The 22,715-nt window shown below is 57.9% G+C and carries 22 protein-coding genes and 7 pseudogenes; 23 read left to right on the top strand and 6 right to left on the bottom strand.

The features are described from left to right. Positions 1 to 103 precede the first annotated feature (103 nt). The 10 genes and pseudogenes from ACSQ3H_RS27410 (at position 104) to ACSQ3H_RS27365 (ending at position 9,393) form a co-directional block, all read left to right on the top strand. Positions 104 to 808 (top strand): IS6 family transposase, encoded by a 705-nt coding sequence (locus tag ACSQ3H_RS27410; protein ID WP_436120228.1) that lies wholly within the window; start codon positions 104 to 106, stop codon positions 806 to 808. 54 nt (positions 809 to 862) lie between these two features. After that, positions 863 to 1,180, top strand: a pseudogene (locus ACSQ3H_RS27405) (Tn3 family transposase); the annotation flags it as partial. Between the two features lie 228 nt (positions 1,181 to 1,408). Continuing rightward, complete coding sequence (locus tag ACSQ3H_RS27400) at positions 1,409 to 1,729, top strand: helix-turn-helix domain-containing protein (RefSeq protein WP_436120227.1); 321 nt, start codon at positions 1,409 to 1,411, stop codon at positions 1,727 to 1,729. Further along, positions 1,726 to 3,744, top strand: coding sequence for a hydrogenase 4 subunit B (gene hyfB, locus ACSQ3H_RS27395; RefSeq protein ID WP_436120226.1), 2,019 nt, complete (start codon positions 1,726 to 1,728; stop codon positions 3,742 to 3,744). The genes ACSQ3H_RS27400 and hyfB overlap by 4 nt, the downstream gene beginning before the upstream one ends. Continuing rightward, positions 3,735 to 4,691 carry a respiratory chain complex I subunit 1 family protein gene (locus ACSQ3H_RS27390; RefSeq protein WP_436120225.1) on the top strand — a complete coding sequence of 319 codons (957 nt, stop codon included), beginning with the start codon at positions 3,735 to 3,737 and terminating at the stop codon, positions 4,689 to 4,691. The genes hyfB and ACSQ3H_RS27390 overlap by 10 nt, the downstream gene beginning before the upstream one ends. Then, positions 4,691 to 5,359 carry a hydrogenase-4 component E gene (locus ACSQ3H_RS27385; protein WP_436120224.1) on the top strand — a complete coding sequence of 223 codons (669 nt, stop codon included), beginning with the start codon at positions 4,691 to 4,693 and terminating at the stop codon, positions 5,357 to 5,359. The genes ACSQ3H_RS27390 and ACSQ3H_RS27385 overlap by 1 nt, the downstream gene beginning before the upstream one ends. Then, the gene (locus ACSQ3H_RS27380; RefSeq protein ID WP_436120223.1) at positions 5,356 to 6,807 is read left to right on the top strand and encodes a hydrogenase 4 subunit F; all 1,452 of its coding nucleotides are present in this window, start codon (positions 5,356 to 5,358) and stop codon (positions 6,805 to 6,807) included. The genes ACSQ3H_RS27385 and ACSQ3H_RS27380 overlap by 4 nt, the downstream gene beginning before the upstream one ends. Before the next feature lie 19 nt (positions 6,808 to 6,826). Next, positions 6,827 to 8,341, top strand: a complete 1,515-nt coding sequence (locus ACSQ3H_RS27375) for an NADH-quinone oxidoreductase subunit C (protein ID WP_436120222.1) — start codon at positions 6,827 to 6,829, stop codon at positions 8,339 to 8,341. Positions 8,342 to 8,353: 12 nt separating this feature from the next. Next, a complete protein-coding gene (locus tag ACSQ3H_RS27370; RefSeq protein ID WP_436120221.1) occupies positions 8,354 to 8,887 on the top strand; it encodes an NADH-quinone oxidoreductase subunit B family protein in 534 nt (177 codons plus the stop codon). A gap of 11 nt (positions 8,888 to 8,898) precedes the next feature. After that, complete coding sequence (locus ACSQ3H_RS27365; RefSeq protein ID WP_436120220.1) at positions 8,899 to 9,393, top strand: hypothetical protein; 495 nt, start codon at positions 8,899 to 8,901, stop codon at positions 9,391 to 9,393. 420 nt (positions 9,394 to 9,813) lie between these two features. On the opposite strand, the gene ACSQ3H_RS27360 is transcribed toward ACSQ3H_RS27365, so the two are convergent. Together ACSQ3H_RS27360 and ACSQ3H_RS27355 are read right to left on the bottom strand one after the other, a co-directional pair. Next, a complete protein-coding gene (locus tag ACSQ3H_RS27360; protein ID WP_436120219.1) occupies positions 9,814 to 10,215 on the bottom strand; it encodes a hypothetical protein in 402 nt (133 codons plus the stop codon). Between the two features lie 68 nt (positions 10,216 to 10,283). After that, positions 10,284 to 10,535, bottom strand: coding sequence for a hypothetical protein (locus ACSQ3H_RS27355; protein ID WP_436120218.1), 252 nt, complete (start codon positions 10,533 to 10,535; stop codon positions 10,284 to 10,286). A gap of 73 nt (positions 10,536 to 10,608) precedes the next feature. On the opposite strand from ACSQ3H_RS27355, the gene ACSQ3H_RS27350 reads away from it, so the two are divergent. From ACSQ3H_RS27350 to ACSQ3H_RS27320, 7 genes and pseudogenes are all read left to right on the top strand, one after another. Beyond that, on the top strand, positions 10,609 to 10,872 hold the full coding sequence (locus ACSQ3H_RS27350; RefSeq protein ID WP_436120217.1) for a helix-turn-helix domain-containing protein: 264 nt from the start codon (positions 10,609 to 10,611) through the stop codon (positions 10,870 to 10,872). A gap of 142 nt (positions 10,873 to 11,014) precedes the next feature. Next, positions 11,015 to 11,761 (top strand): annotated as a pseudogene (locus ACSQ3H_RS27345) (YoaK family protein); the annotation flags it as partial. Positions 11,762 to 11,984: 223 nt separating this feature from the next. Beyond that, positions 11,985 to 12,153, top strand: a pseudogene (locus tag ACSQ3H_RS27340) (IS6 family transposase); the annotation flags it as partial. A gap of 293 nt (positions 12,154 to 12,446) precedes the next feature. Next, entirely contained in the window at positions 12,447 to 12,878 is a 432-nt protein-coding gene (locus tag ACSQ3H_RS27335; RefSeq protein ID WP_436120216.1) for a hypothetical protein, read from the top strand. A gap of 224 nt (positions 12,879 to 13,102) precedes the next feature. Beyond that, the gene (locus tag ACSQ3H_RS27330) at positions 13,103 to 13,306 is read left to right on the top strand and encodes a GDCCVxC domain-containing (seleno)protein (protein WP_436120215.1); all 204 of its coding nucleotides are present in this window, start codon (positions 13,103 to 13,105) and stop codon (positions 13,304 to 13,306) included. A gap of 143 nt (positions 13,307 to 13,449) precedes the next feature. Next, positions 13,450 to 13,773: pseudogene (locus ACSQ3H_RS27325) on the top strand (BufA1 family periplasmic bufferin-type metallophore). 30 nt (positions 13,774 to 13,803) lie between these two features. Further along, a pseudogene (locus ACSQ3H_RS27320) lies at positions 13,804 to 14,067 on the top strand (multinuclear nonheme iron-dependent oxidase); the annotation flags it as partial. On the opposite strand, the pseudogene ACSQ3H_RS27315 reads toward ACSQ3H_RS27320, so the two are convergent. Both ACSQ3H_RS27315 and ACSQ3H_RS27310 read right to left on the bottom strand, forming a co-directional pair. Continuing rightward, positions 14,064 to 14,264: pseudogene (locus ACSQ3H_RS27315) on the bottom strand (IS5/IS1182 family transposase); the annotation flags it as partial. The pseudogenes ACSQ3H_RS27320 and ACSQ3H_RS27315 overlap by 4 nt on opposite strands. 93 nt (positions 14,265 to 14,357) lie before the next feature. Beyond that, positions 14,358 to 15,395, bottom strand: a complete 1,038-nt coding sequence (locus tag ACSQ3H_RS27310; protein ID WP_436120214.1) for a methyltransferase — start codon at positions 15,393 to 15,395, stop codon at positions 14,358 to 14,360. A 478-nt stretch (positions 15,396 to 15,873) separates the two neighbouring features. Here ACSQ3H_RS27310 and ACSQ3H_RS27305 point away from each other — a divergent pair, with 478 nt between their 5' ends. From ACSQ3H_RS27305 to ACSQ3H_RS27290, 4 genes are all read left to right on the top strand, one after another. Next, positions 15,874 to 16,533 carry a hypothetical protein gene (locus ACSQ3H_RS27305; RefSeq protein WP_436120213.1) on the top strand — a complete coding sequence of 220 codons (660 nt, stop codon included), beginning with the start codon at positions 15,874 to 15,876 and terminating at the stop codon, positions 16,531 to 16,533. A 117-nt stretch (positions 16,534 to 16,650) separates the two neighbouring features. Then, positions 16,651 to 17,028, top strand: coding sequence for a hypothetical protein (locus tag ACSQ3H_RS27300; RefSeq protein WP_436120212.1), 378 nt, complete (start codon positions 16,651 to 16,653; stop codon positions 17,026 to 17,028). 158 nt (positions 17,029 to 17,186) lie between these two features. Continuing rightward, complete coding sequence (locus ACSQ3H_RS27295; RefSeq protein WP_436120211.1) at positions 17,187 to 18,176, top strand: IS5 family transposase; 990 nt, start codon at positions 17,187 to 17,189, stop codon at positions 18,174 to 18,176. Positions 18,177 to 18,706: 530 nt separating this feature from the next. After that, a complete protein-coding gene (locus ACSQ3H_RS27290) occupies positions 18,707 to 19,048 on the top strand; it encodes a GNAT family N-acetyltransferase (protein WP_436120210.1) in 342 nt (113 codons plus the stop codon). A 616-nt stretch (positions 19,049 to 19,664) separates the two neighbouring features. Here ACSQ3H_RS27290 and ACSQ3H_RS27285 read toward each other — a convergent pair. Together ACSQ3H_RS27285 and ACSQ3H_RS27280 are read right to left on the bottom strand one after the other, a co-directional pair. Then, positions 19,665 to 21,221, bottom strand: a complete 1,557-nt coding sequence (locus tag ACSQ3H_RS27285; protein ID WP_436120209.1) for a S8 family serine peptidase — start codon at positions 21,219 to 21,221, stop codon at positions 19,665 to 19,667. A gap of 15 nt (positions 21,222 to 21,236) precedes the next feature. Then, positions 21,237 to 21,518, bottom strand: a complete 282-nt coding sequence (locus ACSQ3H_RS27280) for a hypothetical protein (RefSeq protein ID WP_436120208.1) — start codon at positions 21,516 to 21,518, stop codon at positions 21,237 to 21,239. Positions 21,519 to 22,039: 521 nt separating this feature from the next. Between ACSQ3H_RS27280 and ACSQ3H_RS27275 the strand changes: the two genes are divergently transcribed. Then, a complete protein-coding gene (locus ACSQ3H_RS27275; RefSeq protein WP_436120207.1) occupies positions 22,040 to 22,201 on the top strand; it encodes a hypothetical protein in 162 nt (53 codons plus the stop codon). A gap of 123 nt (positions 22,202 to 22,324) precedes the next feature. Continuing rightward, positions 22,325 to 22,408: pseudogene (locus tag ACSQ3H_RS27270) on the top strand (hypothetical protein); the annotation flags it as partial. Positions 22,409 to 22,715 lie beyond the last annotated feature (307 nt).

The raw sequence follows: 22,715 nt of genomic DNA, 5'->3' as shown, positions 1-22,715 counted from the left end.
ACGGCATGAGCCAATATGATCGGAGGAATGAAGGCCATCACCTTTCCAGACGGAGTTGTCACCTTGTTTTTGGCTTAATGAATTGTCGATATTGATCATTGGCATGAGCCAGCCCATCGCCAATTACAAGAACCATCGTTTCCCGCCAGAGATTATAGCCCGCGCTGTCTGGCTCTATTATCGCTTTCCGCTCAGTCTGCGCCACGTTGAGGAAATGCTGCTTGAACGCGGGATCGCTGTATCCTACGAGACTATCCGCCGATGGGGCAGAAAACATGGCCCGGACTATGTTCGGCGCATTCGCCGAAAACCACCTTCCAGCAGTGATATCTGGCACCTCGATGAAGTTGCGGTGCGCATCAACGGCAGGAAGTGCTGGTTGTGGCGGGCGGTTGACCAGGATGGTTATGTGCTTGACGAAATCGCGCAGGTTCGCCGCAATACCAAGGCTGCCAGACGTTTGCTGATGCGTCTGCTAAAGAAGCAGGGCATCGTGCCCAGGCGGATGATCACCGACAAGCTCCGCTCCTATGGGGCGGCAAAGCGTCAGGTCATGCCGGGTGTCGAGCATCGCTCGCATAAGGGCTTGAACAACAGGGCGGAGAATTCGCATCTGCCGTTTCGAAAACGGGAACGAATGCGCCAGGGCTTTCGATCAATCGGAAGTTTACAGCATTTCGTTTCGCTGTTCTCCGCCGTCCGCAACCTCTTCGTTCCAGGTCACACGAAACCTTCTGCCAACCAAATTCGCAATCACCGCCTGCAGGCCATGGCTCAGTGGAAAGCCGCCAGCGGCCAGATCGTCTGAGACCGTCGGCACGGGACTTAACGCACTTGTCATTCAAACAAGGTGACAACACCGCTTAAACGCGCCGTCTACTTTCATGAGCGTGGTGAGATTCGCGATCGTTCACTCGACAGCCAATCATTTCGTGCTTCCGGTCTCAATCTCGTCGTCAGCGCCATTATTCATTGGAATACAATCTACCTTGCCAAAGCCGCCGTTCATCTCAAGGCTCAGGGCCGCGACATACCAGACAACCTTCTTCGCCATGTTTCGCCGTTGACTTGGGAGCATATTAATCTGACAGGCATCTATTCATGGACAGGCGATACCCCGGAACCCGGCGATTTGCGGCCATTGCGTGAAACCGACACGTTACTTCATCGAGCAGCATGAGCCGACGTTCGTACCCTGTTCACGGCTCGTCCAAAGTCCCGTACGATTTCGCGGTGTTCTTGTCATGGCCCCATCATGCCAGCGATCGCAAGAACCTCGACGCGCTCCCGTCGGATATCGACGCACTTTTGCAACCACCGAAGCATCAAAATAATGGTTTGAAACATCAATAAACAAGTCGTACAAGGTTAATATCATAGCTAGTGCAAGATAAGCGATGGTTCAATCGTGATTACTGCCCATCAGCTACGGGCCGCCAGGGCCCTTCTCGGCATCGACCAGCGTCAACTGGCCGAGCTGGCAGGCGTGTCCGTTCCGACGATCCAACGCATGGAGGCAAGCGGCCATGTGATCCGCGGTAATGTGGACACACTGATGCGCTTGCTTGCCGCGCTTGAGGCCGCTGGGGTCGAGGTCATCAACGAAGGTGCCGTCAGCGAAGATGGCGGGCGCGGAGTGCGCCTTAAAACACAGACCCACATCGCACCCTTCCGCCGCAAGAGTTCAAAACGCCCCGGGGCTATGCGCGGCATAGTCGCGCCAAAATGACCCCCGTCGCACTCGTTCTGTGGTGCATTGCTGCTCTTCTGGCAATATCGGTCCTTGCGGTGACGATCTCACGATCGCCCCGAGCGACGCCGGTTATTTATGGGGTGAGCTTGAGTGCCTCGGCGGCCGTGTTGGTAACCGCCCTGCTTCAGCTAACCACAACAGCCGCAGCCCCGCTGCCAACCCTCGTCCTGCCTCTTGGCTTGCCCTGGCTGGGCGCGCATTTCCGGCTGGATGCACTGGCCGCCTTCTTCCTTGTTGTCATCAATCTTGGCGGTGCGGCGGCCAGCTTCTACGGTCTTGGCTACGGCCGTCATGAGACCGCGCCGCACAGGCTGTTACCGTTCTTTCCGGCCTTCCTCACCGGCATGAACCTGGTGATCCTGGCTGCCGACGCCTTCACCTTCCTGCTCGCATGGGAATTCATGTCGCTTGCCTCATGGGCGCTGGTGATGACGCATCATCGCGAACGCGACAACAGAAGGGCAGCGTACATCTATCTCGTCATGGCAAGCTTCGGCACGCTGGCCCTGTTGCTTGCCTTCGGCCTTCTCGCCGGAGCAAGCGGGAGTTATGATTTTGCCACGATGCGTACGGCGGGACATACGCCCGTTGCGGCAGCCTTCGTTCTCATCCTCATGCTGATCGGCGCTGGTTCGAAGGCTGGTCTTGTCCCGTTACATGTCTGGCTGCCACTTGCACACCCGGCTGCTCCAAGCCATGTCTCGGCCCTCATGAGCGGCGTCATGACCAAGGTCGCGGTCTATGGCTTTATCCGGGTCGTTTTTGATCTGCTCGGCGAGCCAGCACGGTGGTCGGGCATGGTCGTGCTGTTGCTCGGGGGTATCACGGCCGTGCTGGGTATTCTGCACGCGCTGATGGAGCAGGATCTCAAACGCCTTCTCGCTTACAGCACCATCGAAAACATCGGCGTCATATTCGTGAGCCTCGGCCTCGCGCTCGCCTTTGAGGCAAACGCCATGGAACGGGCAGCAGCCCTGGCGATGGCCGCTGCACTGTTCCACATCCTCAACCATTCCTTTTTCAAGAGCCTGCTCTTTTTCGGTGCCGGGGCCGTCCTTGCCGCGACAGGCGAGCGGGATATGGACAAGCTCGGCGGCCTCATCCACCGGATGCCGTTCACCAGTTTTGCTTTTTTGGTCGGCTCCGTCGCGATCTCCGCCCTCCCCCCGTTCAACGGATTCGTCTCGGAGTGGCTGGCCTTCCAGGCGATCCTGCAAAGCCCTGATTTGCCACAATGGGGGCTGAAGATCATGGTGCCGGCCGTTGGCGGTCTGCTGGCGCTGTCGGTAGCACTTGCCGCCGCCTGTTTTGTCAAAGCGTTCGGCGTCACTTTTCTTGGCCGCCCCCGGACCCTTGCCGCCCAGCTGGCCCACGAAGTCGACCGCTTTTCGCTTGCGGCGATGTTTGTGCTTGCGGCCCTGTGCCTGCTCGCAGGCATCCTGCCCGGAATTGTCATCGACGCCCTTGCACCCGTGACGCTCGCGCTCGTCGGCGGCCGGATGCCGGTGCAGACGAGTGTGCCATGGCTTTCAATCGTCCCGATCGCTGAAGGCCGCAGTTCCTATAACGGACTGCTCGTGTTGCTGTTTACCGCGTTCTCCGCAGTGCTCGCCGCGTATTTTGTCCATCGTCTTGCCTCGCGGGCACTGCGCCGCGCACCCGCCTGGGACTGTGGCTTTCCCGAATTGAGCCCGCAAACCCAGTATACTTCCGGCAGTTTCGCACAACCCGTTCGGCGGGTGTTCGGCACGCTCCTCTTCCAGGCGAAGGAAACGGTCGAGATGCCCGCACCCGGTGATCCTAAACCAGCACGCTTCACGCTCGAACTGCGCGATCTGATCTGGGGCGGACTTTATGAGCCGATCGCCGGCGCTGTCTGGTATACTGCCGAACGGCTCAACCACCTGCAGTTCCTGACCATCCGGCGATATCTCAGTCTGGTCTTCCTCGCCCTTGTCATCCTGCTTCTGGTGCTCGCGCTATGGTCGTGATCTTCGATCTCCTCGCTCAAGGCGTGCAGATGGCCATAGTGCTGTTGCTCGCGCCGCTGCTCACTGGCGTCGTGCGCAAAATCAAGGCGAGATTGTTGCGGCGGCAAGGCCCGTCCGTCATCCAGCCCTATCGCGACCTTCTGCGGCTTCTGCGCAAGGAAGTCGTGCTGGCGGACAATGCCTCCTGGCTGTTTCGCGTGACCCCTTACCTGATTTTCGCCGTCACATGGGTCGCCGCCTCGATCATCCCCACCTTTGCCACGGGGCTCATGTTCAGCTGGACCGCGGACCTGATCGCAATTGTGGCCTTGCTTGGAAGCGCGCGCTTCTTCCTCGCCCTCGCCGGCATGGACGTCGGTACGAGTTTCGGCGGCATCGGATCAAGCCGCGAGGTGATGATCGCAACGCTCGCGGAGCCCGCCATGCTCCTTACTATCTTTACGCTCGCCCTGGTCGCCGGCTCAACGCAGCTTTCAACGATTGCGGACGTCATGATCTCTTCGCATGTTGGCTTGCGTGTCTCGCTCGGAATGGCGCTCATCGCCCTCATCATGGTGGCGATCGCCGAGAACGCCCGTATTCCCGTGGACAATCCGGCAACACATCTGGAACTGACCATGGTGCACGAGGCGATGGTGCTTGAATATTCCGGCCGCCATCTGGCGATGATCGAATTTGCGGCGTTCCTCAAGCTGCTGCTCTATATCTCGTTGATCGCCTGCATATTCCTGCCCTGGCAACTGGCAGTCCCCGGCACCGGAGCCACGGCCTACATTGTTGGCATGATTGCATATCTTGCCAAGCTCGCAATTGGTGCCGTTCTTCTTGCCCTGTTCGAGACCGCGACCGCCAAGATGAGGGTTTTCCGCGTGCCTGAATTCCTCGGCGCGGCTCTCATGCTCGGCATGCTCGCCACCCTCCTGCTGTTCGTCTCAAGGAGCCTGTAATGAGCGGCGGCCTCACCTTCGATATCGCCCATTTGCTCGCCGGTGGCCTCGTCCTGGTCAGCTTCATGATGCTCTATCAGGACCGTCTTTACTCGCTGCTCAACATGTTCGCGCTGCATTCCCTGGTGCTGACGCTGTCTGTGGCCTGGCAGGCTTACGTCCAGCATGCACCGCATCTCTACGTGACAGCAGCAATCGCCCTCGGCTTCAAGGCCATCATCATTCCGGTTGCGCTGCACCGCATGATCCGAAGATTGGGTATTCACCGCGAGATCGAGACGGTCGTTGGCATTGGTCCCACCATGTTTGCGGGTATGGGGCTGGTCGCACTTTCCATGGTGGTGATGTTGCGGGTGACGCAAGCTGCCGATCCTCTGGCACGTGAAGATCTCGCCTTCGCATTGGCGGTTTTGCTGCTTGGCCTGCTGGTGATGGTAACGCGCCGCAACGCGGTCAGCCAGATCGTTGGCTTCATGTCGCTGGAGAACGGGCTGGTGCTCGCCGCCACCGGTGCCAAGGGCATGCCGCTCGTCGTCGAGATCAGTGTGGCCTTCTCGATTCTGATCGCCTTCATCGTCATCGGCGTGTTCCTGTTTCGCATCCGCGAGCGGTTCGACACCGTGGACGTTCAGGCGCTCGACGATTTCAAGGGGAAGAGACGCAGATGAATGCGCTCGCGTTCGATCCGGTGACCGCCGTCCTTGTGATACCAATCAGCGCTGCAATACTCCTGGCGCTGCTCCCCAGCTACAGGATGTCAGCCCGACTGAACGTGTTTGCAAGCCTGTTGACCTTCGTTGCGGCGCTATTCCTTTTCGTCACCGAGCGGCCGCAGCCGGGCCGATATCTGCTTATCGACGATCTCAACATCGTCTTTATCGTACTCAACACCTTTGTCGGCTTCACGACCAGCGTCTTCAGCGCCAGCTATATCGCGCATGAACTGGAAACCGGCCGGCTGACACCGGCGAACCTTCGTTTCTATCATGCCATGTACCAGATCATGATGTTCGGCATGAACCTCGCATTCGTATCGAACAATATTGGCCTGATGTGGGTTGCCGTGGAGCTTGCCACACTCACCACGGTCTTGATGGTCGGCATTTACCGCACGCATGAAGCACTGGAGGCCGCGTGGAAGTATTTTATCCTCGGCAGTGTGGGCATCGCCTTCGCGCTCTTTGGTACCATCCTCGTCTATATGGCGGCGCAGCCCGTGGTCGGAGAAGGCTACGACGCCATGGCATGGACACTGCTGATCCAACACGCCGCCGCATTCGACCCAGCACTTTTGAATGTCGCTTTCGTGTTCCTGCTGCTCGGCTACGGCACCAAGGTTGGCCTCGCCCCCTTGCATGCCTGGCTGCCCGATGCCCACGCCGAAGGACCGACACCGATCTCGGCAGTGCTGTCGGGCCTGCTGTTGAATGTCGCGCTCTATGCGGTCCTCCGTTTCAAGATTTTGATCGCGGCAAGTCCGGAAGCGATCGCGCCAGGACCGTTGATGGTGACAATGGGGCTGACGTCGCTCGTTTTCGCGGCCTTCATGCTCTATCGCCGCCGCGACATCAAACGCATGTTCGCCTATTCCTCAATCGAGCACATGGGTATTATCGTTTTTGCTTTTGGCATGGGCGGCCCGCTCGCCAATTTCGCCGGACTTCTGCACATGGTGATGCACAGCCTGACCAAATCAGCAATCTTTTATGCGGTCGGCCACATCGCCCAGATCAAGGGCACACAGAGGCTCTCCAGCATTCGCGGCCTCACCGAGAGCCATCCCGGTCTCGGCTGGGGCCTGGTGATCGGCGTCGTCGCCATCGCCGGCCTGCCGCCGCTGGGAATCTTCATGAGCGAATTCCTGGTGGTAAGCTCCACATTCGCCAGGCAGCCATTGCTCGCGATCCCGCTTGTGTTCGGGCTTCTGATCGCCTTTGGCGCATTGCTGTTGCGGTTGACCGGTGTCGCCTTTGGCCAGCCGCGGGGCAGCACCGCGCCGGTCGAGGGGTCCTACATGCCGATGTATTCCCACCTTGCCCTGGTGCTCGGCGGTGGCATCTATCTACCGCCGCCGCTGGTCGCCTGGTTCCAGCATATCGCTAACCTTCTAGGATGAAGCGGAGGAGCTAGTCGACATGCCACCACTCATCGATCTCATCCTGCAGGGCAACCCGGTTGAACGGCATCGTCCCTGGCCGTGTGCCATCGTCGATCAAACCGGTTGGGTAGCTGCCGCGGGTGCGCTGGCGGATGGTCACTGGACCCTGCTCGGCCTTTGGGGAGAAGCGAACGCTGTACACATGGCGCTCCTCGAAGAGTCCACGGCCACGGTGGGCATCGTCCGCCTGCAAGACCTTGAGAACAGCTATCCCTCGATCGCACAGTATCATCCGCCCGCGCTTCGCCTGGAACGCGCAATTCGTGATCTGGTCGGGCTCGAGCCGCAGGACATACCTGATCCACGGCCGTGGCTCGACCACGGGCGTTGGGGTTTGCGGTCTCCTTTGGGGCAACGCAACGAAGCACAACCCAACGCACGCCCCTATGAATTCCTGCCAACGGAGGGACAAGGCTTGCACCAAATCCCGGTTGGCCCGGTGCATGCGGGAATTATCGAACCTGGACATTTCCGTTTCACCGCAAGTGGCGAGACCGTGGTCCGTCTCGAAAAGCGTCTGGGGTATGCGCACAAGGGGATCGAGGCACTCATGGCGGGGGCGACCCTCAATCGGGCGGTGCAAATCGCCGACCGAACATCGGGTGACAGCACGGTCGCCTATGCCTTTGCTTTCTCGCGAGCCGCGGAATCTGCCTTGGAGCTTGAGGTACCGCCACGGGCCATCTGGTTGCGGGCGCTGATGGCCGAGCTGGAGCGGCTGGCCAACCATCTCGGCGATATTGGTGCCATCTGCAATGATGCCGCCTTCGCGCTGATGCATGCCCATTGCGCCGTGTTGCGTGAACGGGTGTTGCGCGCCGCCAATACCGCATTTGGCCATCGCATGATGCGCGACTGCATTGTGCCAGGCGGTACTGCAACTGATTTGAACGATGAGGGAGCTCTTGCCCTTCGCACACTCATTGCCGAAATCAGGCAGCGGTTCCCGCCCCTGGTCGAACTCTATGACAATACCGCGTCGCTGCAGGATCGGACCGTCGGGACAGGTGTGCTCAAGCCTGCGCTTGCCCGTCAATACGGCGCGGGCGGTTATGTCGGGCGAGCCTCGGGACGCAGTTTCGATGTCCGCCGTGTTCTTTGCTATCCGCCCTATGACCGCCTGAGCTTTGAGGTGCCCGTCCTCAACGAGGGCGATGTCAACGCCCGCATCTGGATTCGCATTCGCGAGGTCGAGCAAAGCCTGTCGCTCGTCGAGCAGATCCTGGAGCAACTGCCGGACGGCCTGGTACGCACCGGAATTCCGGACGCTCGGCACGCGCGAGAGGGCGTGGCCCTGGTCGAAGGTTTCCGCGGTGACATACTGGTCTGGCTGTGTCTCACCGGTGACGGCAGGATTGACCGCTGCCATTTGCGCGATCCGTCCTGGTTCCAGTGGCCGCTCCTCGAAGCGGTGATCGAGGGCAATATCGTCGCGGATTTCCCGCTTTGCAACAAATCGTTCAACTGTTCCTATTCGGGTCACGATCTATAAAGGCAAGCCGTCATGCGTAAACTCTTCTTCGAAAGCCTGATCCGGCCGCCACTGACAGAACAGCTGCCACAACCGGATGACGCATCCCTTATCGCGCTTGCGACAGCCATCGACGACGCTGCCCGCCAGCGCCTCGGCCACAGCCTGTCGATCCGCGCGGTCGATGCCGGATCCTGCAATGGCTGCGAACTGGAGTTGCACGCCCTCAGCAACGCTTTCTACGACATCGAACGCCTTGGCATCCGGTTTGTCGCCTCACCCCGGCATGCCGATGTGCTGCTCGTGACCGGGCCGGTAACCAAAAACATGCGCGAGGCCTTGGAGCGAACCTACAATGCAACACCCAATCCCAAATGGGTCATCGCCGTCGGCGGCTGTGCCCTTGACGGCGGTTGCTTTGCGGGCGGCTATGCTGTTGTCGGCGGCGTGTCGGAAGTGGTGCCGGTCGATCTCCACATTCCAGGTTGCCCGCCGCCGCCGATTGAAATTTTGAAAGGATTGCTCGCGCTAATGGACCATATCAACATGAGGACCAGTGTTCCGTGAAGGCGGGATCAATGATCCGCCTATTCCAGGCTGGGCTAGTCGCGGCATGCGCACAGCTCGTCGCCGCTGCACTGGCGACACTTATGGTCTTTTTAGCCGCACGCTCCGGATTGATCGCTCCAACCTTCGCGGAGATTTGTCCGAACTTCGAAGCATCGCCATCTTCCGTCTCGCCTCTGCTGACCTGGATTTACCTTCTGACGGCGATTGGAATCGCCCTGACCAGTGGCCGTTTTGTCGACTTCACCGCTGCGCATATCCGCCGTGCTTCCCGGCTGATGCGGCCGGTCGAACCGGAACACGCGACGAAGGCCTTGCTCGTCCAGCTTGGGCTAACAACGATCGGATTTGCAATCCTCACGCTTCGGCGGCCGCCGCATGTTTGGATCGATGTGGGCCACTATTTTGGAGCCGCCTGCGCCGCGTCGATCGCCTGGTCGGCCATGATGAGCATCGGGCTTGCGTGCTTTGGTGCAAATGCACATGCCGCACGGAAGGCCTTTTAGTGCAGGCAAATATCAGGTTTGGAGACCGCTGAACTATTCGTGGTGATATCAAAGATAATGTCTCCATCGTCTTGCCTCACTGCCTTCCCCTTGAGACCAACGAGAGGGAGAATTGGCCGAATACGGTGCATTTGGCTATCCGTTTGTTTCAGGTATTCGCGAGTGCTCAATCATCGGAATTTTAGGATGTGGGCCTATAGTCCGCGAAGATTTCCATGCGCGATAGTGGTAGAATGCACTCCCAAAAATGGAGGGCATCACCATGGCATGTCCTGACAAACATGAGTACCACAGGGACTGGAAAGATATCGGATACGACACACTTCTCACATTGAGTATCGTGGCGCCAATAGCGGTGTTGGTATTCTTTATTCTGCTGTGGATTTAGACGCTGGAAACCGCCGCCCACGGCAGGCGAAATTATTGCTGAGGCTCTGATTTGAAGCGCTCAATCCATTTGGCGGCTTCCGTTTGAGCCTGTTCACGTGTTCTGAATGGCCCGATCAGTTCATGCTTCGCACCGTTGTCATGGACCTGAACATAATGCAGGCCATTCGCCTTGACCATGCCGACAGACGATGGTGCGGGTGGCTTCCTGTTCAATGCAGTGCCTTCAGCCGTTGCGTCGTTGGTAATGGCTTCAAGCCCTTCTTTGACGGCTTGTGCGGGAATCTCCGGCTTTCCGGCCAAAGCCTCCCGATCGATCTCGGATAGCTGATAAGCGGTCAAATCGACATCGCTCCAGATCGAACGCGCAGGCGATTTCTGGCTTCGGCGACTGTGCTTGATCTCGACTGCAAACGGCCGTTTCTGTGGCTTCATCACGTTCCCGTTGTTCACTAGCGCTGTGGGGGCGGTAAGTTGTGTATCGAGGCGGGTGGTCGGCTGCTTCAGCAACCTGGATCGGATTCAGTTCTTTGTTTGTGCGCTTCCAGTATGTTCAGGAGCTCGGCAATTTCCTCGGCATCCTGCTGATTCATGCCAATGATGGTGCGACTGCCCATCTCTGCCACCCGTTCGGTTTGCGCGTCGATAACCGTCCAGGTTTCGTTGGGCTCTTGCTTTGGTTTGTATCGTTGAGTCATCAACATATGATAACGCCCACCTGGCTTTCTGCCAAGAGGGGATACAAGTTTCATCATTTCATGTTGATGTTCTACACATCAGTGATAGGGTGATTTGTATAATTGTTCACCTGTCAGCATGGATGCCATTATGATTACAGCAAACCAACTTCGGGCGGCCCGTGCGCTTCTCGGGGTCGACCAGAAAGCCTTGGCGGAAATGGCAGGCGTTTCTGTGCCTACCATTCAACGAATGGAAGCCAGCGAAGGCGATGTCCGGGGTATCGTCGACAGTCTGATGAAGGTCGTCAATGCACTCGACCGTGCGGGAATCGAATTGATCGGCGAGCATGCACGCAGTGATAGCGGCGGTCGAGGGGTACGATTCCGCCATCTGCGGCAAAAACTCAACTAGATGCTCGAAAAATTCCGTTCCGGCGGCGTCTCGTGACAACGGCCAGCACACTGTGTGTTCAATTCGGAATACTAACATAAAAACCTGCCCCCACGTGCTCTCCCCGCCACACCTGTTGACACTATTCGATGCTGATTGAGCGATGATTCCATACTTGCGCAGGCTTGCCGGAAAAGAACGGTTCGAGAAGTCCGATCGGCATCTTGCGCGGTTTCTGACCTTTGTCGCCGGTGCGGTCAATGCTGGAGGCTTTCTGGCGGTTCATCAATACACCTCGCATATGTCCGGCATCGTCTCCTCCATGGCCGACAATCTGACGCTTGGCGATATCGACCTGGTGCTTGCCGGGCTTGGTGCCTTCCTGTCTTTCGTCGCAGGGGCCGCCTGTTCCGCGGTGCTGGTCAATTGGGGTCGCCGCCTGATTCTGCAGAGTGAGTATGCCCTGCCGCTTGTGTTTGAGGCTGTGCTGCTGATCTGTTTCGGCTTGCTCGGCCGCAATCTCGGAGAGCACGAATGGCTGTTCGTGTCGGCAACCGTGATGTTGCTCTGCTTTATCATGGGCTTGCAGAATGCCATCATCACCAAACTCTCTGGCGCAAGGATTCGCACGACCCATGTCACGGGCCTAGTGACCGACATGGGCATCGAACTTGGCAAGCTTTTCTACTGGAACGCGGCACGCCACGATCCTGGCAAGCTTTTCGTCAGGGCCGACCGCAGGAAACTGAAATTGCTGGCTTCACTTGTTGCCTTGTTCTTTTCCGGAGGTGTTGCGGGCGCCATCGGCTTCAAACATTTCGGCTTCGCCGCATCACTCGTACTTGCCGCCATCCTTTTGACACTGGCGATTGTACCAGTTCTCGACGATGTAGGGCTCTGCCTGAGACGAACTTTGCGATAATGGTTCGGACTGTCAAACAACTCTCGTAGTTAGGCGGCTATTGGCTGACCCGCCGCCCATCCATAATGAACCACACGCGTGCATGATTCGACGCTTCTTGTGTTCACGGCGGCGCTCGTCATCGTGGTTGCAATGTTGGTATGAACAAGCCTGCCCCATGCAGTTTGGCTTTACCGCAGGTTCCCGTTGAGCCTACGCCTGGTGGAGCGCAAACAGCCAAGCGGCGATGCTCTTGCTGATGCGACTTTGAAGAAACAAGGTGTCGCACCCAAACGCATGATCACGGACAAACTGCGATCCTACGCAGCCAGGCGCCATGTCATGCTTGAAGTATCGAACACTAGAGCCCCTACCTAAACAACCGAGCGGAGAACTCGCATGGAACCGGCCTTCGGCAGTTCCGATGCTCGTCTGCCACCCCCTTGATCCTGCTGCCGGGCAGGCACGCAACCGGCCCACGGGAGCGCAGATTCTGCGCGTCGGTCATCTCGACCGGCACGCGCGCCAAACCGACGTCTTAGAACAGCCGCGCATTTGCGAAGCCTGCACGTTTTCGTGAATGAGATCCGCCAGGCATCATCGTGATTGGACTTCACGATCCGCTAGAGTCACGATTGCCTGAGGTATAAGTCGGAAATGGGCGGACCAACTATCGTTCGAATAGGAGGCCAAAATGAAGCACCATGCACTCGAGCAACTGCAGATCGTCGCCGAGGTCGATCAGGACTACCCATGTCGGCCAATGTCACGCAGCGAACGTCTCCGACGCTGGGCGGAACTCCTCGAACAGAATGCTGACCGGCGGCTCGCGACGCTGCACCAGACCGAGTATCAACCCATTAGGGAGCGCGCGGCCATGCGCAGCAATAGCTCGCCAATCTCGGTTGCTTTCGAGGATCCTGTCCTGCGCGCAGCCGGGTTGGAAAACGACAGTTACGGCGAAGCAAGGCGGTTCTTCGAACTAACCGATAACCAGTTGCACAAGGTCATCTGTTATTGCCATTTCGGCGCGACCATGAGCGCCGCGACGGCTGCCCATCACCTCCGTAAACTTATCGCGAGACAGCGCATGTTTACTCGGTTGCGCGGTATGTTGGTCGGATAACGCCGGGCGACAGTTCGCAGGATCGTTGTTGAAGCAGCTCGCTTGGGCTGGCGAGCCGCAGTGGAGGACGAGGTTCTGCTACGGAACGTGGATGGATGGTTCGTCCATGCCAAGAGTGGGCGCTTTTTGATCTTGTCGATTAAACTGCTTTTGTCTCATACGCGCTGACGGGGCACAGGCCGGAACTACCTCGAACCTTCCTTGCTCAGGCTGGTGCAGTCCGCATGACACAGTTCATTTCGATCCTCACGTGCCCCGGTTGCGGGCGTCGAGCCGCCGAAGCAATGCCAACCGATGCCTGCCAATACTTCTATGAGTGCACGGGTTGCGGAACGCTGCTCAAACCGAAGGAAGGCGATTGCTGCGTCTTCTGCTCCTATGGCGACGTGCCGTGCCCACCGCTCCAAGTGGCACGCACGGGAAGGTAAGCAGAACCTCGCACCTAGTCAGCAAAATCATTTTTGGCCTGTTTGGTCACGAAGTCGTGAACCTGCAACGCGTAACCTTCTTCCGACGAATTGCCTCGCGTGCGCATGATGAACCGGCGCACGCAACCCAAGGGACGATAGCCATGTCAACGCGATCAACCATTAGCGCAGCTGCATTGGCGAGCGCTGTATCATTTGCGCTTTCCTCATTTGCAATGGCCGCACCGCTGACCCCCGAATAGGTAAAGGCGGCGATGGATGCGGGCAAGGAGAAATGCTTCGGAGTGGCTCTTAAGGGCCAGAACGATTGTGCCGCGGGCCCCGGTACGACCTGCCAGGGCACTTCCACCATCGACTATCAGGGCAATGCCTGGAAATTCGTCGATGGCGGCACCTGCACCACAATGCAACTGCCCGGCGACAGGAAGGGTTCTCCCGAGGCGCTGACCCGCGACGTTCCATCGTAACAGGTAAAACACCGGAAAGTGGAGGCGGAGATGGGCATATTGGCAGCACGGCCGGATCTGTCACAAGCTGTCCGCTTTCCGGAACATGCCATTGCGGCGCGGGTGGGCACCAGCTTCAAGCATGAGCATTTGGCGGCGATCCTCAATGACAATTTGTATGCGGGCTTCTTCGAAGTCCACGCAGAAAACTATATGGGCTCCGGCGGTCCGCCGCATCATGCACTTGCCCGTATCCGGCGCGACTACCCTGTCTCGCTTCACGGCGTGTGCATGTCGATTGGCGGGCCGCAGACGGCAAGATCGGAATACCGGGGTTGACCACCTCGCGTTTTTCGCCGTGGTGCACGCCATCCGGCCAATGCTTCCGGCGCCATCCACAGTGTAAGACTGCCACGCCGACGCAGGCCTGCCTCGTACTCCGGCCAATTCGATATCCGAAATTTCGTCTTTGCGATGTGATGACGACGATCGGCGTTGTGTTTGTACGGCATGGCACTCGGATCAAGCTGATTGCGATCCTGTTTGCCTATCGCCGAACCGTTCAGAAATTATTCATGCACCAAAGCCGTTTGCGACAGAACCGTCTAAATCAGAACCGCCTCTATCGCGCTCACCGCGGAATTGGTCGGCACGACACGCGTGAGGCGGAAGTTGGCCTTACTAAGAAGGGAGCGGTATTCGGCTTCAGTCCGCTCCTGGCCTCCAGGGAGCACGAGCATCACCATATCAAGCATCTTACCTGGATGCGGCGCGTCGCCGGCCGGCAACACCATCTCGACGATCAGCAAACGACCGGCCGGCTTCATCGCTCGCCGGACATGGCCGAGGATCCTAAGGCACTGATCCTCACCCCAGTCATGGATGATGTGCGACAGGACATAGGCATCGCCGCCGGCCGGCACGGTTTCGAAGAAATCACCGGTCTCTATCGTTACACGGTCAATCACGCCCTTTGATTGGAGCAACGCAGGCGCGTCCCCCACCACGTGCGGCCTGTCGAACAGGACACCGCGTGGCCGGGCATGGCGGGTGAGGATGGCTGCCAGCATATTGCCGGTCGCGCCGCCGACATCGACAACGGTCTCGAAGGTGGAAAAATCGTAGGCTGCGGCAACTGCCGGAGGCTCTTCACCATGGACGCCAACCATCGTCTCGCTGAACAAGGACGCGTCCTCGGGATGTTGCGCGAGGTACTCGAAGACCGGCATCCCCTGAACTTTCTCAAAGCCGGTTTCACCGGTCTGAATGGAATGGATGATGTTGTCGAATGAGCCGACAAACCAATGGCTCCCTACCGTAAGCAGGGATGCCCGTGCCGAGCCAGGCGCGCCGGTCATCAGCGCCGCGCCCAAGTCCGTCAGGGCAAACTGCCGCTCCGTCCGCTCGGTCAGGATGCCCAAGCTTGCGAGTGTGCGCATCAGCCTGTGCAGGGAGGGCGCATGCGCGCCAACGGAGCCTGCCAGCTCCTCAGCACTTTTCGCTCCTGCCCCTATCTGATCTGCCAGCCCCAATTTGGCCGCAGCGTAGACCACTCTGGATGCCCAGTAGGCAGTACCCATCTGAATAAGTTGGACGTGAGGCGGAAGACTTTGTGACGAAGCATGCTGCTCAGGTTCAGTCATATTGAGCTTTCTGTATGAGTATACGGATTGAGCTTAATACGCGTGCATACGGACCAGTTTAAGCATGGTCCCCTCGTCGTGACGTGTCAAATCACGTTGCAGCATCGGATAAGAAAGCGTTCTCCATCCTCTTGGAATTTTCGATGCGTACAATGTCGGATGTTATGAATAAATGTTCGTTTGAAAATTCCGATAATGGCGTTTTTCGATTGTTGCCCAAAAACTCTGCAATGCCCTTTCTATAACCAGGCAGCGTTCTGCCAGCAGCATCATTCAAGCCGTCTAACTAGCAGTAATAACCCCGAGGAATGGGACAGGCGCGCGAGCTTTGTAACCTACAATGCTCTTTTTGCACGATGCTTCAAATCGTCGTAAATTTGCGGCGGGTTCAATGGGCAAAATAATGGACCAGGTTGATGGTGATTTGCCAATCCGCTGACGATGTCGGCGGGCTGCCTAACGTGGGGATCAGGAAAATATGTTGTCGTCGAACTTGAAACTCGCGGCGGCCGCAGTACCAATTCTGCTCTGGCTATCGATCACTGGTTCGAATGCCCAAAATTCCGAGCGTGCAAGGCGATCACTTTCAGCCATGGCTGGCACTATGAGTGTTGATGCCGAAACGGAGATGAGCAGCGGTAGTCTGACGGGTTGTCATTTTATGTTCACTGCTGTCGTTCAGGACTTGATCTATCGCCAAGGAGCCTACATCGGGGTCTCGGGCAATGTTGGCGTAAGGAGAGCAAACAACAACTTCGGCATCGACCTCAAGGTCGTCGTCTTTGACGTAGACTCATCACAGTCGCGTTTTGTGCTGAAACCGTCTGCGCCATCCCGTGCTTATCTCGTCGGTCGGGACCTTCAAACAAATTTATCCAGTCTCATTTCGACTGTGCCTTCTGACACACCCGGTGCGCTGGTATCACTGTTTCAATTTTCTCCATCGTTCGAAATCATCATGAATGGATTAGCGAGGGGTAAAATTACCATCGCATTTAACCGCGATGGGGGAGATAAGGACATCCAACTTCCTTTAGAACTCGACGTCAAATCCGTTTCAGAGTCCGGCCAGCGTCAAAGATCAGATGAAGCAGTCCGGTCATTCGGACGCTGTATTAAGACAATGATGCCCCAATAGCTCACCGACGCGATCTCGGCGCGCGTCGGCGATAAACACACGCGACAACGAGCATTGGCTGTCGCCTTGGGTTCAGTCATCTTGCCCGTTGAAAGAGCAATTCGGTTTCAGCTTTGAATGCTCCAGAACCCGCGGCCGGTAAAGCCGTTGGGACGGCTGCTGCTGATTGATTATGCCGGCGATCTCGACTTGTCTGCGGTCCGCATCGCCGCTTCGATCTTCATAGTCTGCGCGAGCCACTGTCGGCGGCAGGCTGTTGAGGAGATTGGCCCGCTCAACCGGCTCACCCTCCACTTCCTAGAGGGAAGAAAGTGCGCAAACGTCGGCAGAAATCTGTGCTCACACTATGCCAATGAGGGGCGGCAGTTCCGCCAAACTCTTGATGACAGCGTCCGGGTGTGCGGGCAGGCGCCCAAACCGCTGATCGTAGCGATTGCACCATGCGACCTGGAATCCGAAATGCGACGCGCCAACGGCATCCCAGGAATTCGATGACTGAAAGGAGATGCGCGCCTTAGCAACGCCGAGCCTGTCAACGGCAAGCTGGTAGGCGGACGGGTGCGGCTTATAGACTTGGACGGCTTTGGTGCATCGATCCTTTTTCAATGGTTTGGAGGTAGGCATGTTGGATCGCAATCAGTCTGATCCGAGCCATGGCCTTCAAACATAATGCCGCCCGCCGCCATCGTATCAGGAAGATGAAGTTCAAAGTGACGAACTGGCGGGACTACGAGGCTGGACTGCGCCAGCGCGGCAGCCTGACGTTCTGGATGACACCGGATGCTCTGGACAAATGGCATGCGCCTCGACGAGACACCCGTGGTGGTCAGCGCCGATATTCCGATTTCGCCATCGAAACGGCGCTGACGTTGGGCTGCATCTTCCATTTACGTCTGCGCCAGATTGAGGGATTCCTGCGCTCGGTGCTCGATCTCCTCGGGTTACAGCTATCGGTCCCTGATCATACGACATTGAGCCGCCGGGCACAGAAGTGGGAACGACCAGCCGGAAGCATGCAGTCGATGCCGGACGGGCCAATCCATGTACTGATCGACAGCACTGGGTTGAAAATATACGGCGCTGGCCAATGGCTGGAAGCCAGGCATGGCACCAGATCGCGGCGCAACTGGCGCAAACTCCACCTGGCGGTGAACGCCAATAACGGGGACATTGTCGCAGAAACGTTGACCGATCAGAACACCGATGATCCTGCGCAGGTGGAGCCATTGCTCAACCAGATCGATGGTGCGATTGGCCAAGTTACAGCCGATGGTGCCTATGACGGCAAGCCCACCTACCGGGCCGTTCTTGAACACAGCGATACCGCCAACATCGTCATTCCACCTCGTTCGACGGCGGTGGAAAGCAATGGCGATACGGGGCCGCCTGCTGATCAAAGAGACAAGCACATCGCGGCGATCGCAAAAGACGGTCGGCTGAAATGGCAGGCAACCACCGGCTATGGCAAACGCTCATTGGTCGAGACCGCGATCGGTCGATACAAGGGGCTGATCGGTCGACGCCTGCGGGCACGTTCGTTTCCGGCTCAGCAGACCGAGGTTGCCATTGGCTGCATCGTGCTCAATCGCATGCTGGCATGTGCACGCTCGAACTCTGTCCGCTGCCAAGAAAAGCACGCGTAATCGCCGACATCAAAGAACCAATTGCGTCCGTTGACAATTTCAGCTGCATTCATGCACCAGCGCCGTTATGCAACGTAAAGAGTGTAGGAAGAGCGAAGGCAAACGTTCCGGGGGGAAACGAATTACAACTGAAGTTTTGACCCAGCGTTTCGAAGCAAGCCTCCCCCGTTTGAGGGAGATCGGGCCCAGATATAGTAGCTACAAAGATATCTCGCGGCTAATTTCGCTGCTGTCGACGATAGGATAGGTTTGCACACCAGGTTCTTCTGAAGCGTACGGGGCGGGAGAGCACGACGATATCATTAGTCGGTGAACTGGCTCGATAATTCGTCAGGGGTGGTGCGAATAGTCATGCATTTTGGGGACAGAAGACTGGCGTCTGATATCGGTGAATTGGGAGAAGCTATCGACGGCGCGGCCTGTGCTGCGAGTCGATGGGTTGACGTCGCCAGCGCGATTCATCGGCTCGTGCCTGGTACCAAGGTAATAATGCAGATAGTCGATGCGGTTATCACTCTCTTTGTGCTGGAATGATAAGCCGCAATGACACCCCCCGCCAGATAAAGGGAAAGCAAGCGCCAGCCCAGATCCCTGTAGCTCTTCTGGCTCGACTTGCGGTTGATGAAAACTACCAAGGGCAGGGCTTAGGTGGAGCTCTCCTCAAGAACGCACTTCTGAGTGTTGTCTCAGCCGCGCAAGCCGTCGCTTTCAGAGCTGTTATGGTTCATGCGCTCGATAAAGAATCGGAAACGTTCTATCGAAAATTTGGTTTTGTTGACGCAAAAGGAATGGAGGGGACATTGCTTCTCCCGACCCAAGGCATAATGGCATCGATGCGAGAAGCCATGCCATTGGAAACAAATAAAAGTTAAGGTCGGTCAACAACCAAGACCTTCCGTCGCACCGATTGAAAAACAAGACAGGGCCGACTTGATCATCACGGCTCGGCGGTAAACGGCCTTGCATATTGCATGGAGATCAATCCGATGGGATTGATCACAGATCCTTTTTGATAAGCGTGAGTCATCCCTTCACCGCGCCTTGGGTACCAGCGTACGCATAACAAGATGACAGATTGGTCGAACTGGCGGCCCTTGAGCATCAAAACTCTCCGAAATGATCGACGGGTTTATTGCCATGCTGCGGGTAACCAAAAGGTTGCAACAGAACCATAACGTATGGACAATTGTTCGTTTGAAAATGCCGATAAGAGCGGCTTTCGATTCTTGCCTAAATGTCCGCAATGCCTTTTTATCGCTGCGACGGGTTTCGATGCGAGCGAATTCAATGCCTTCGGCGCTGAGGCAACCAAGTCTGCTTCGCGCCAACAGCCGGCCCAGATCGGATTCACATAAGCGAGCTCCGGGGCGTGGCCCGCTACGGTGACGTCCGAGGATACCCCGGCCCCTCAACCGTTTGGTTATGTGCTTGCCCCCACGTTGGACGTTGTTCAGGCGGTCGGGGGACCGTGCGCCCAGTCCGCCATGATCAGAGAAGCTGCGTCACGGCCGCAAATGCATCGACGAGGCCGGCACCGGTCGCACCATCCTCCCCGACGCCAGCCGCGACCCCGGCCCCGTTGGGGTCGCTCGCGGGATTGGCGTTGCCCGTCGTCACGTCGCGCGCAGTGCGACGCAGGATGGCTTTGACGTCGCGCGGAGAGACCTTGGGGTCGGCCTGGAGCAGTAACGCGCATAAGCCAGCCAGTTGCGGTGCGGCGGCCGAGGTTCCGCTGAACACTCCCCAACCATCGGCGGGCCGGGTGCCGTCAAAGGCGGCGCCATCGCGATCGATCTCGCAACCCGCTGGAATGGGGAGAGCTAGATAGTTGGCATGGGGCAGGAGACCGACCAGGCCACAGACATCGGGAACGCTTCGTCCCGAATATATCTGGCTTGTGAAGGCGCTGGCATAGTCGGACGCACGCATGGCACCGGCCTGATCCACGAAAACCCCGCCAGCCGAGATGACGTCGGGCATCTGGCCTGGAAATGAATAATGGCCATTGCCAGCGGAGAAGATGATCACAATGCCACGTTTGACGGCAGCCTGGATCTCGGCCTCCAGCGCAACCAGGCTATTCGGCAGGCTCGGCGAGGGCGCGTTGCCCATCGCGCGCAGATCATAGCCCAGGCTCACCGAGATCACGTGCGGATCATGCTTGAGCGCCTCCTGAAGACCTTCGAGCACCGAGGCGCCCGAACTCGGATCAACTTCATTGTCAAGTTTCACGCCGATAAAGGTCGCGCCCGGCGCAACAGCGAAGATGTTCGCCGACTCGCCGGTGCCGTGGCCATTGCCATCGACGCTGCGATCAACGGCGCCCGGGGCGAGGATGATCGAGGAGGAATAGCCGTTCGCCTTGAAATAGGGGTGACCATGGGCAAAGCCGCTGTCGATCATAGCGACCCGGACACCCTTGCCGATAATCCCCTGGAGATGTGCCGGCGTCGCATTGAGGTGACGGGCGATGTCGGCGGGGGCTGCGAGATGGAAATAGGGGAGCGCGGGCGGCACCGCCGATGGGAGAGTGCCGCTAAGTGGTCCAGGCCTCCGCGGACCTGCCTTGCGCTTGCCGGACGTTCTGGCGGAGCCTTTCGCCTTCGCCATGTAGATGTGCGGCCATTGGATGTAGACGTCGTCAAGTAGCGCCTGCAGCGCAGGGTCCGGATTCCACGGCGCTCCATCGGGCGGATAGAGCACCGAGCCGAACTGCGCCGCTGATCCGCCCGGCGCGCTCATGCGTTCGAGCTTTGTTTGGAACAGTGCCTCGAATTCGGAGCGGGTGCAACGCATTGAAGCGGAGAGCGACCCACGGCCGGTAAGCTTGAAGCCCCGCCGCGCGAGGTCGGCAAGAGCGAGGTCGGCCTGGGCCGGATCGGGTATGAACGCTGCAACCGTGTCGGTCGACATCCGCGCGCCGAATTTCGTGGGGCCGCTCTGACTGCCCGGCCGATTGAATGTGATCGCAACTCGGAGTTGCTCCCCTACGGCATCACGGCGGGCAGGCTTGGTATTCAAGTCGTTGGGATCATACGCCTTCATCTCTTCGCCCCCCGGCTATTCGAATGACAAATGCTCCGGTGCTTCGCTGATCGACTCGACAAAAGGTTTGAGCCGTTCCGGCACCGCCAGAGTGTCACCGGAGCCGGAAGGAGCGGGAAAAAGCTTCCTGAACTCGGCGTCCGACATGCGCGCTGATAAGGACGCATTACCCTCGCCGCTGACCTTCATCCCCGCCTCCTGCGCCGCGCGCTTGGCCTCTGCACGTGCGTCGTCCGTGCAGCATGTGTCGCGCAGCATGAGTTGCAACCGCCGGATCGGGTGGGTTTCGTCAGCCATAACCTCTGCCGAAGGTACGGCAGAACCACTGAGCCGACACCTTTGGACCTCCGTTAGGATTTTCAACACTACACTTGGCCTCTGGTGCAAGCAACAGTGGGCGAGGTAATTCGGATATTTTCAGACCATTTGATCAGTATTTGACCAAGTCGTGCTGTCCCTATATCTCGCAGTTGTCGGAATGCTATGGCAACCTGCGGGTCAGCACACCGTGGTCAACCAGTAGCCTGACCGTCGCTCGCGCCAAACACCTGATTTGCCGGATCTGGTAACTGGGGCAAATTTCCGAGCAAGATTATTGAAGATGGTGAGTGTGAACTCAACCATTGCTAGTGCCAAATCTTTGGAAATCATCCAGTCCCAACGAACGAATGTTCTGGCCCGCAAGGCAAGTCTTGAAACAATGTAGCGTTGCAACCGCCCATACGATAGCAGGATAAACGCTATCGGCATTGGGGGAGCATGGAACGCATACTTTTACGACCATCATATTCGGCTTTTCCAAGGTTCCAGTGCCCTAGGTGCCGCAAAGGGGCACCTGGTACGACCTTAGGCAGGAAGAGGACGGCACCTGGACGGTGTTCGACGTGTTTACCGTCCTGCCAGTCGTCATCTCAAGTACGATCACCAATGGGCTGGATGTGGAGGAAGTTGCCTGCGCAAACGCTCTGTCCACCAGTTGACAAAGGAACGGCGACCAGTGGCCGCGCGTTGATTGACATGCGCGAGCTTCCGTTCCCTCATGTGACCGTTACCGATCAATTCGGTCAGGCGAGAAACACCGGGTCTGTGGGCGAAGCGGCGATATGGCTCGTTGCGCATTGGCCGATGAGGAGCAGCGACAAACATGTCTCGATGCTCTGGCTGGAAAGGTCACATGTACCGCCTGTCGGAACGCCTTTATTGAAGCCGCCAAAGAGGCCGGTATCTACATTGCACACAAGAAGCTCCGCGCCGTCCCGCCTAGTAAATATTGGCTATCTCAGATTGTGGAACCGAGACCGCTTGTTTGCCGTTCGGGTTCGATGGATGATCGACCCTTCAACGCCGTGAAGAGCCCCAAGGGGATCACCCGCTTCGAGCGCACGCGCCGCGGCTGTAATCAGCGACTCCATCGGAATACCGCCACAGTTGTTACTCGCACCTTACGATTTCCGGTGCCAAACTATCTCACGACCAACAACGAGCGATGAGCAG

This window comes from Phyllobacterium sp. LjRoot231 (assembly GCF_964253365.1).
Taxonomy (GTDB): Bacteria; Pseudomonadota; Alphaproteobacteria; order Rhizobiales; family Rhizobiaceae; genus Phyllobacterium.
Note: the sequence above shows the minus strand (reverse complement) of the source record. Positions and strands in the feature narration are given on the sequence as shown.

What these genes read in the sequence shown, in the direction of transcription:
- ACSQ3H_RS27365 (WP_436120220.1), top strand. Translation starts at nt 8,899, where the DNA reads ATGATCCGCCTATTCCAGGCTGGGCTAGTCGCGGCATGCGCACAGCTC.
- ACSQ3H_RS27385 (WP_436120224.1), top strand. Translation starts at nt 4,691, where the DNA reads ATGAGCGGCGGCCTCACCTTCGATATCGCCCATTTGCTCGCCGGTGGC.
- ACSQ3H_RS27305 (WP_436120213.1), top strand. Translation starts at nt 15,874, where the DNA reads ATGTTGTCGTCGAACTTGAAACTCGCGGCGGCCGCAGTACCAATTCTG.
- ACSQ3H_RS27285 (WP_436120209.1), bottom strand. Translation starts at nt 21,221, where the DNA reads ATGAAGGCGTATGATCCCAACGACTTGAATACCAAGCCTGCCCGCCGT.
- ACSQ3H_RS27380 (WP_436120223.1), top strand. Translation starts at nt 5,356, where the DNA reads ATGAATGCGCTCGCGTTCGATCCGGTGACCGCCGTCCTTGTGATACCA.
- ACSQ3H_RS27295 (WP_436120211.1), top strand. Translation starts at nt 17,187, where the DNA reads ATGGCCTTCAAACATAATGCCGCCCGCCGCCATCGTATCAGGAAGATG.
- hyfB (WP_436120226.1), top strand. Translation starts at nt 1,726, where the DNA reads ATGACCCCCGTCGCACTCGTTCTGTGGTGCATTGCTGCTCTTCTGGCA.
- ACSQ3H_RS27335 (WP_436120216.1), top strand. Translation starts at nt 12,447, where the DNA reads ATGAAGCACCATGCACTCGAGCAACTGCAGATCGTCGCCGAGGTCGAT.
- ACSQ3H_RS27375 (WP_436120222.1), top strand. Translation starts at nt 6,827, where the DNA reads ATGCCACCACTCATCGATCTCATCCTGCAGGGCAACCCGGTTGAACGG.
- ACSQ3H_RS27355 (WP_436120218.1), bottom strand. Translation starts at nt 10,535, where the DNA reads ATGATGAAACTTGTATCCCCTCTTGGCAGAAAGCCAGGTGGGCGTTAT.
- ACSQ3H_RS27310 (WP_436120214.1), bottom strand. Translation starts at nt 15,395, where the DNA reads ATGACTGAACCTGAGCAGCATGCTTCGTCACAAAGTCTTCCGCCTCAC.
- ACSQ3H_RS27330 (WP_436120215.1), top strand. Translation starts at nt 13,103, where the DNA reads ATGACACAGTTCATTTCGATCCTCACGTGCCCCGGTTGCGGGCGTCGA.
- ACSQ3H_RS27290 (WP_436120210.1), top strand. Translation starts at nt 18,707, where the DNA reads ATGATAAGCCGCAATGACACCCCCCGCCAGATAAAGGGAAAGCAAGCG.
- ACSQ3H_RS27280 (WP_436120208.1), bottom strand. Translation starts at nt 21,518, where the DNA reads ATGGCTGACGAAACCCACCCGATCCGGCGGTTGCAACTCATGCTGCGC.
- ACSQ3H_RS27350 (WP_436120217.1), top strand. Translation starts at nt 10,609, where the DNA reads ATGATTACAGCAAACCAACTTCGGGCGGCCCGTGCGCTTCTCGGGGTC.
- ACSQ3H_RS27300 (WP_436120212.1), top strand. Translation starts at nt 16,651, where the DNA reads ATGCTCCAGAACCCGCGGCCGGTAAAGCCGTTGGGACGGCTGCTGCTG.
- ACSQ3H_RS27360 (WP_436120219.1), bottom strand. Translation starts at nt 10,215, where the DNA reads ATGAAGCCACAGAAACGGCCGTTTGCAGTCGAGATCAAGCACAGTCGC.
- ACSQ3H_RS27390 (WP_436120225.1), top strand. Translation starts at nt 3,735, where the DNA reads ATGGTCGTGATCTTCGATCTCCTCGCTCAAGGCGTGCAGATGGCCATA.
- ACSQ3H_RS27370 (WP_436120221.1), top strand. Translation starts at nt 8,354, where the DNA reads ATGCGTAAACTCTTCTTCGAAAGCCTGATCCGGCCGCCACTGACAGAA.
- ACSQ3H_RS27410 (WP_436120228.1), top strand. Translation starts at nt 104, where the DNA reads ATGAGCCAGCCCATCGCCAATTACAAGAACCATCGTTTCCCGCCAGAG.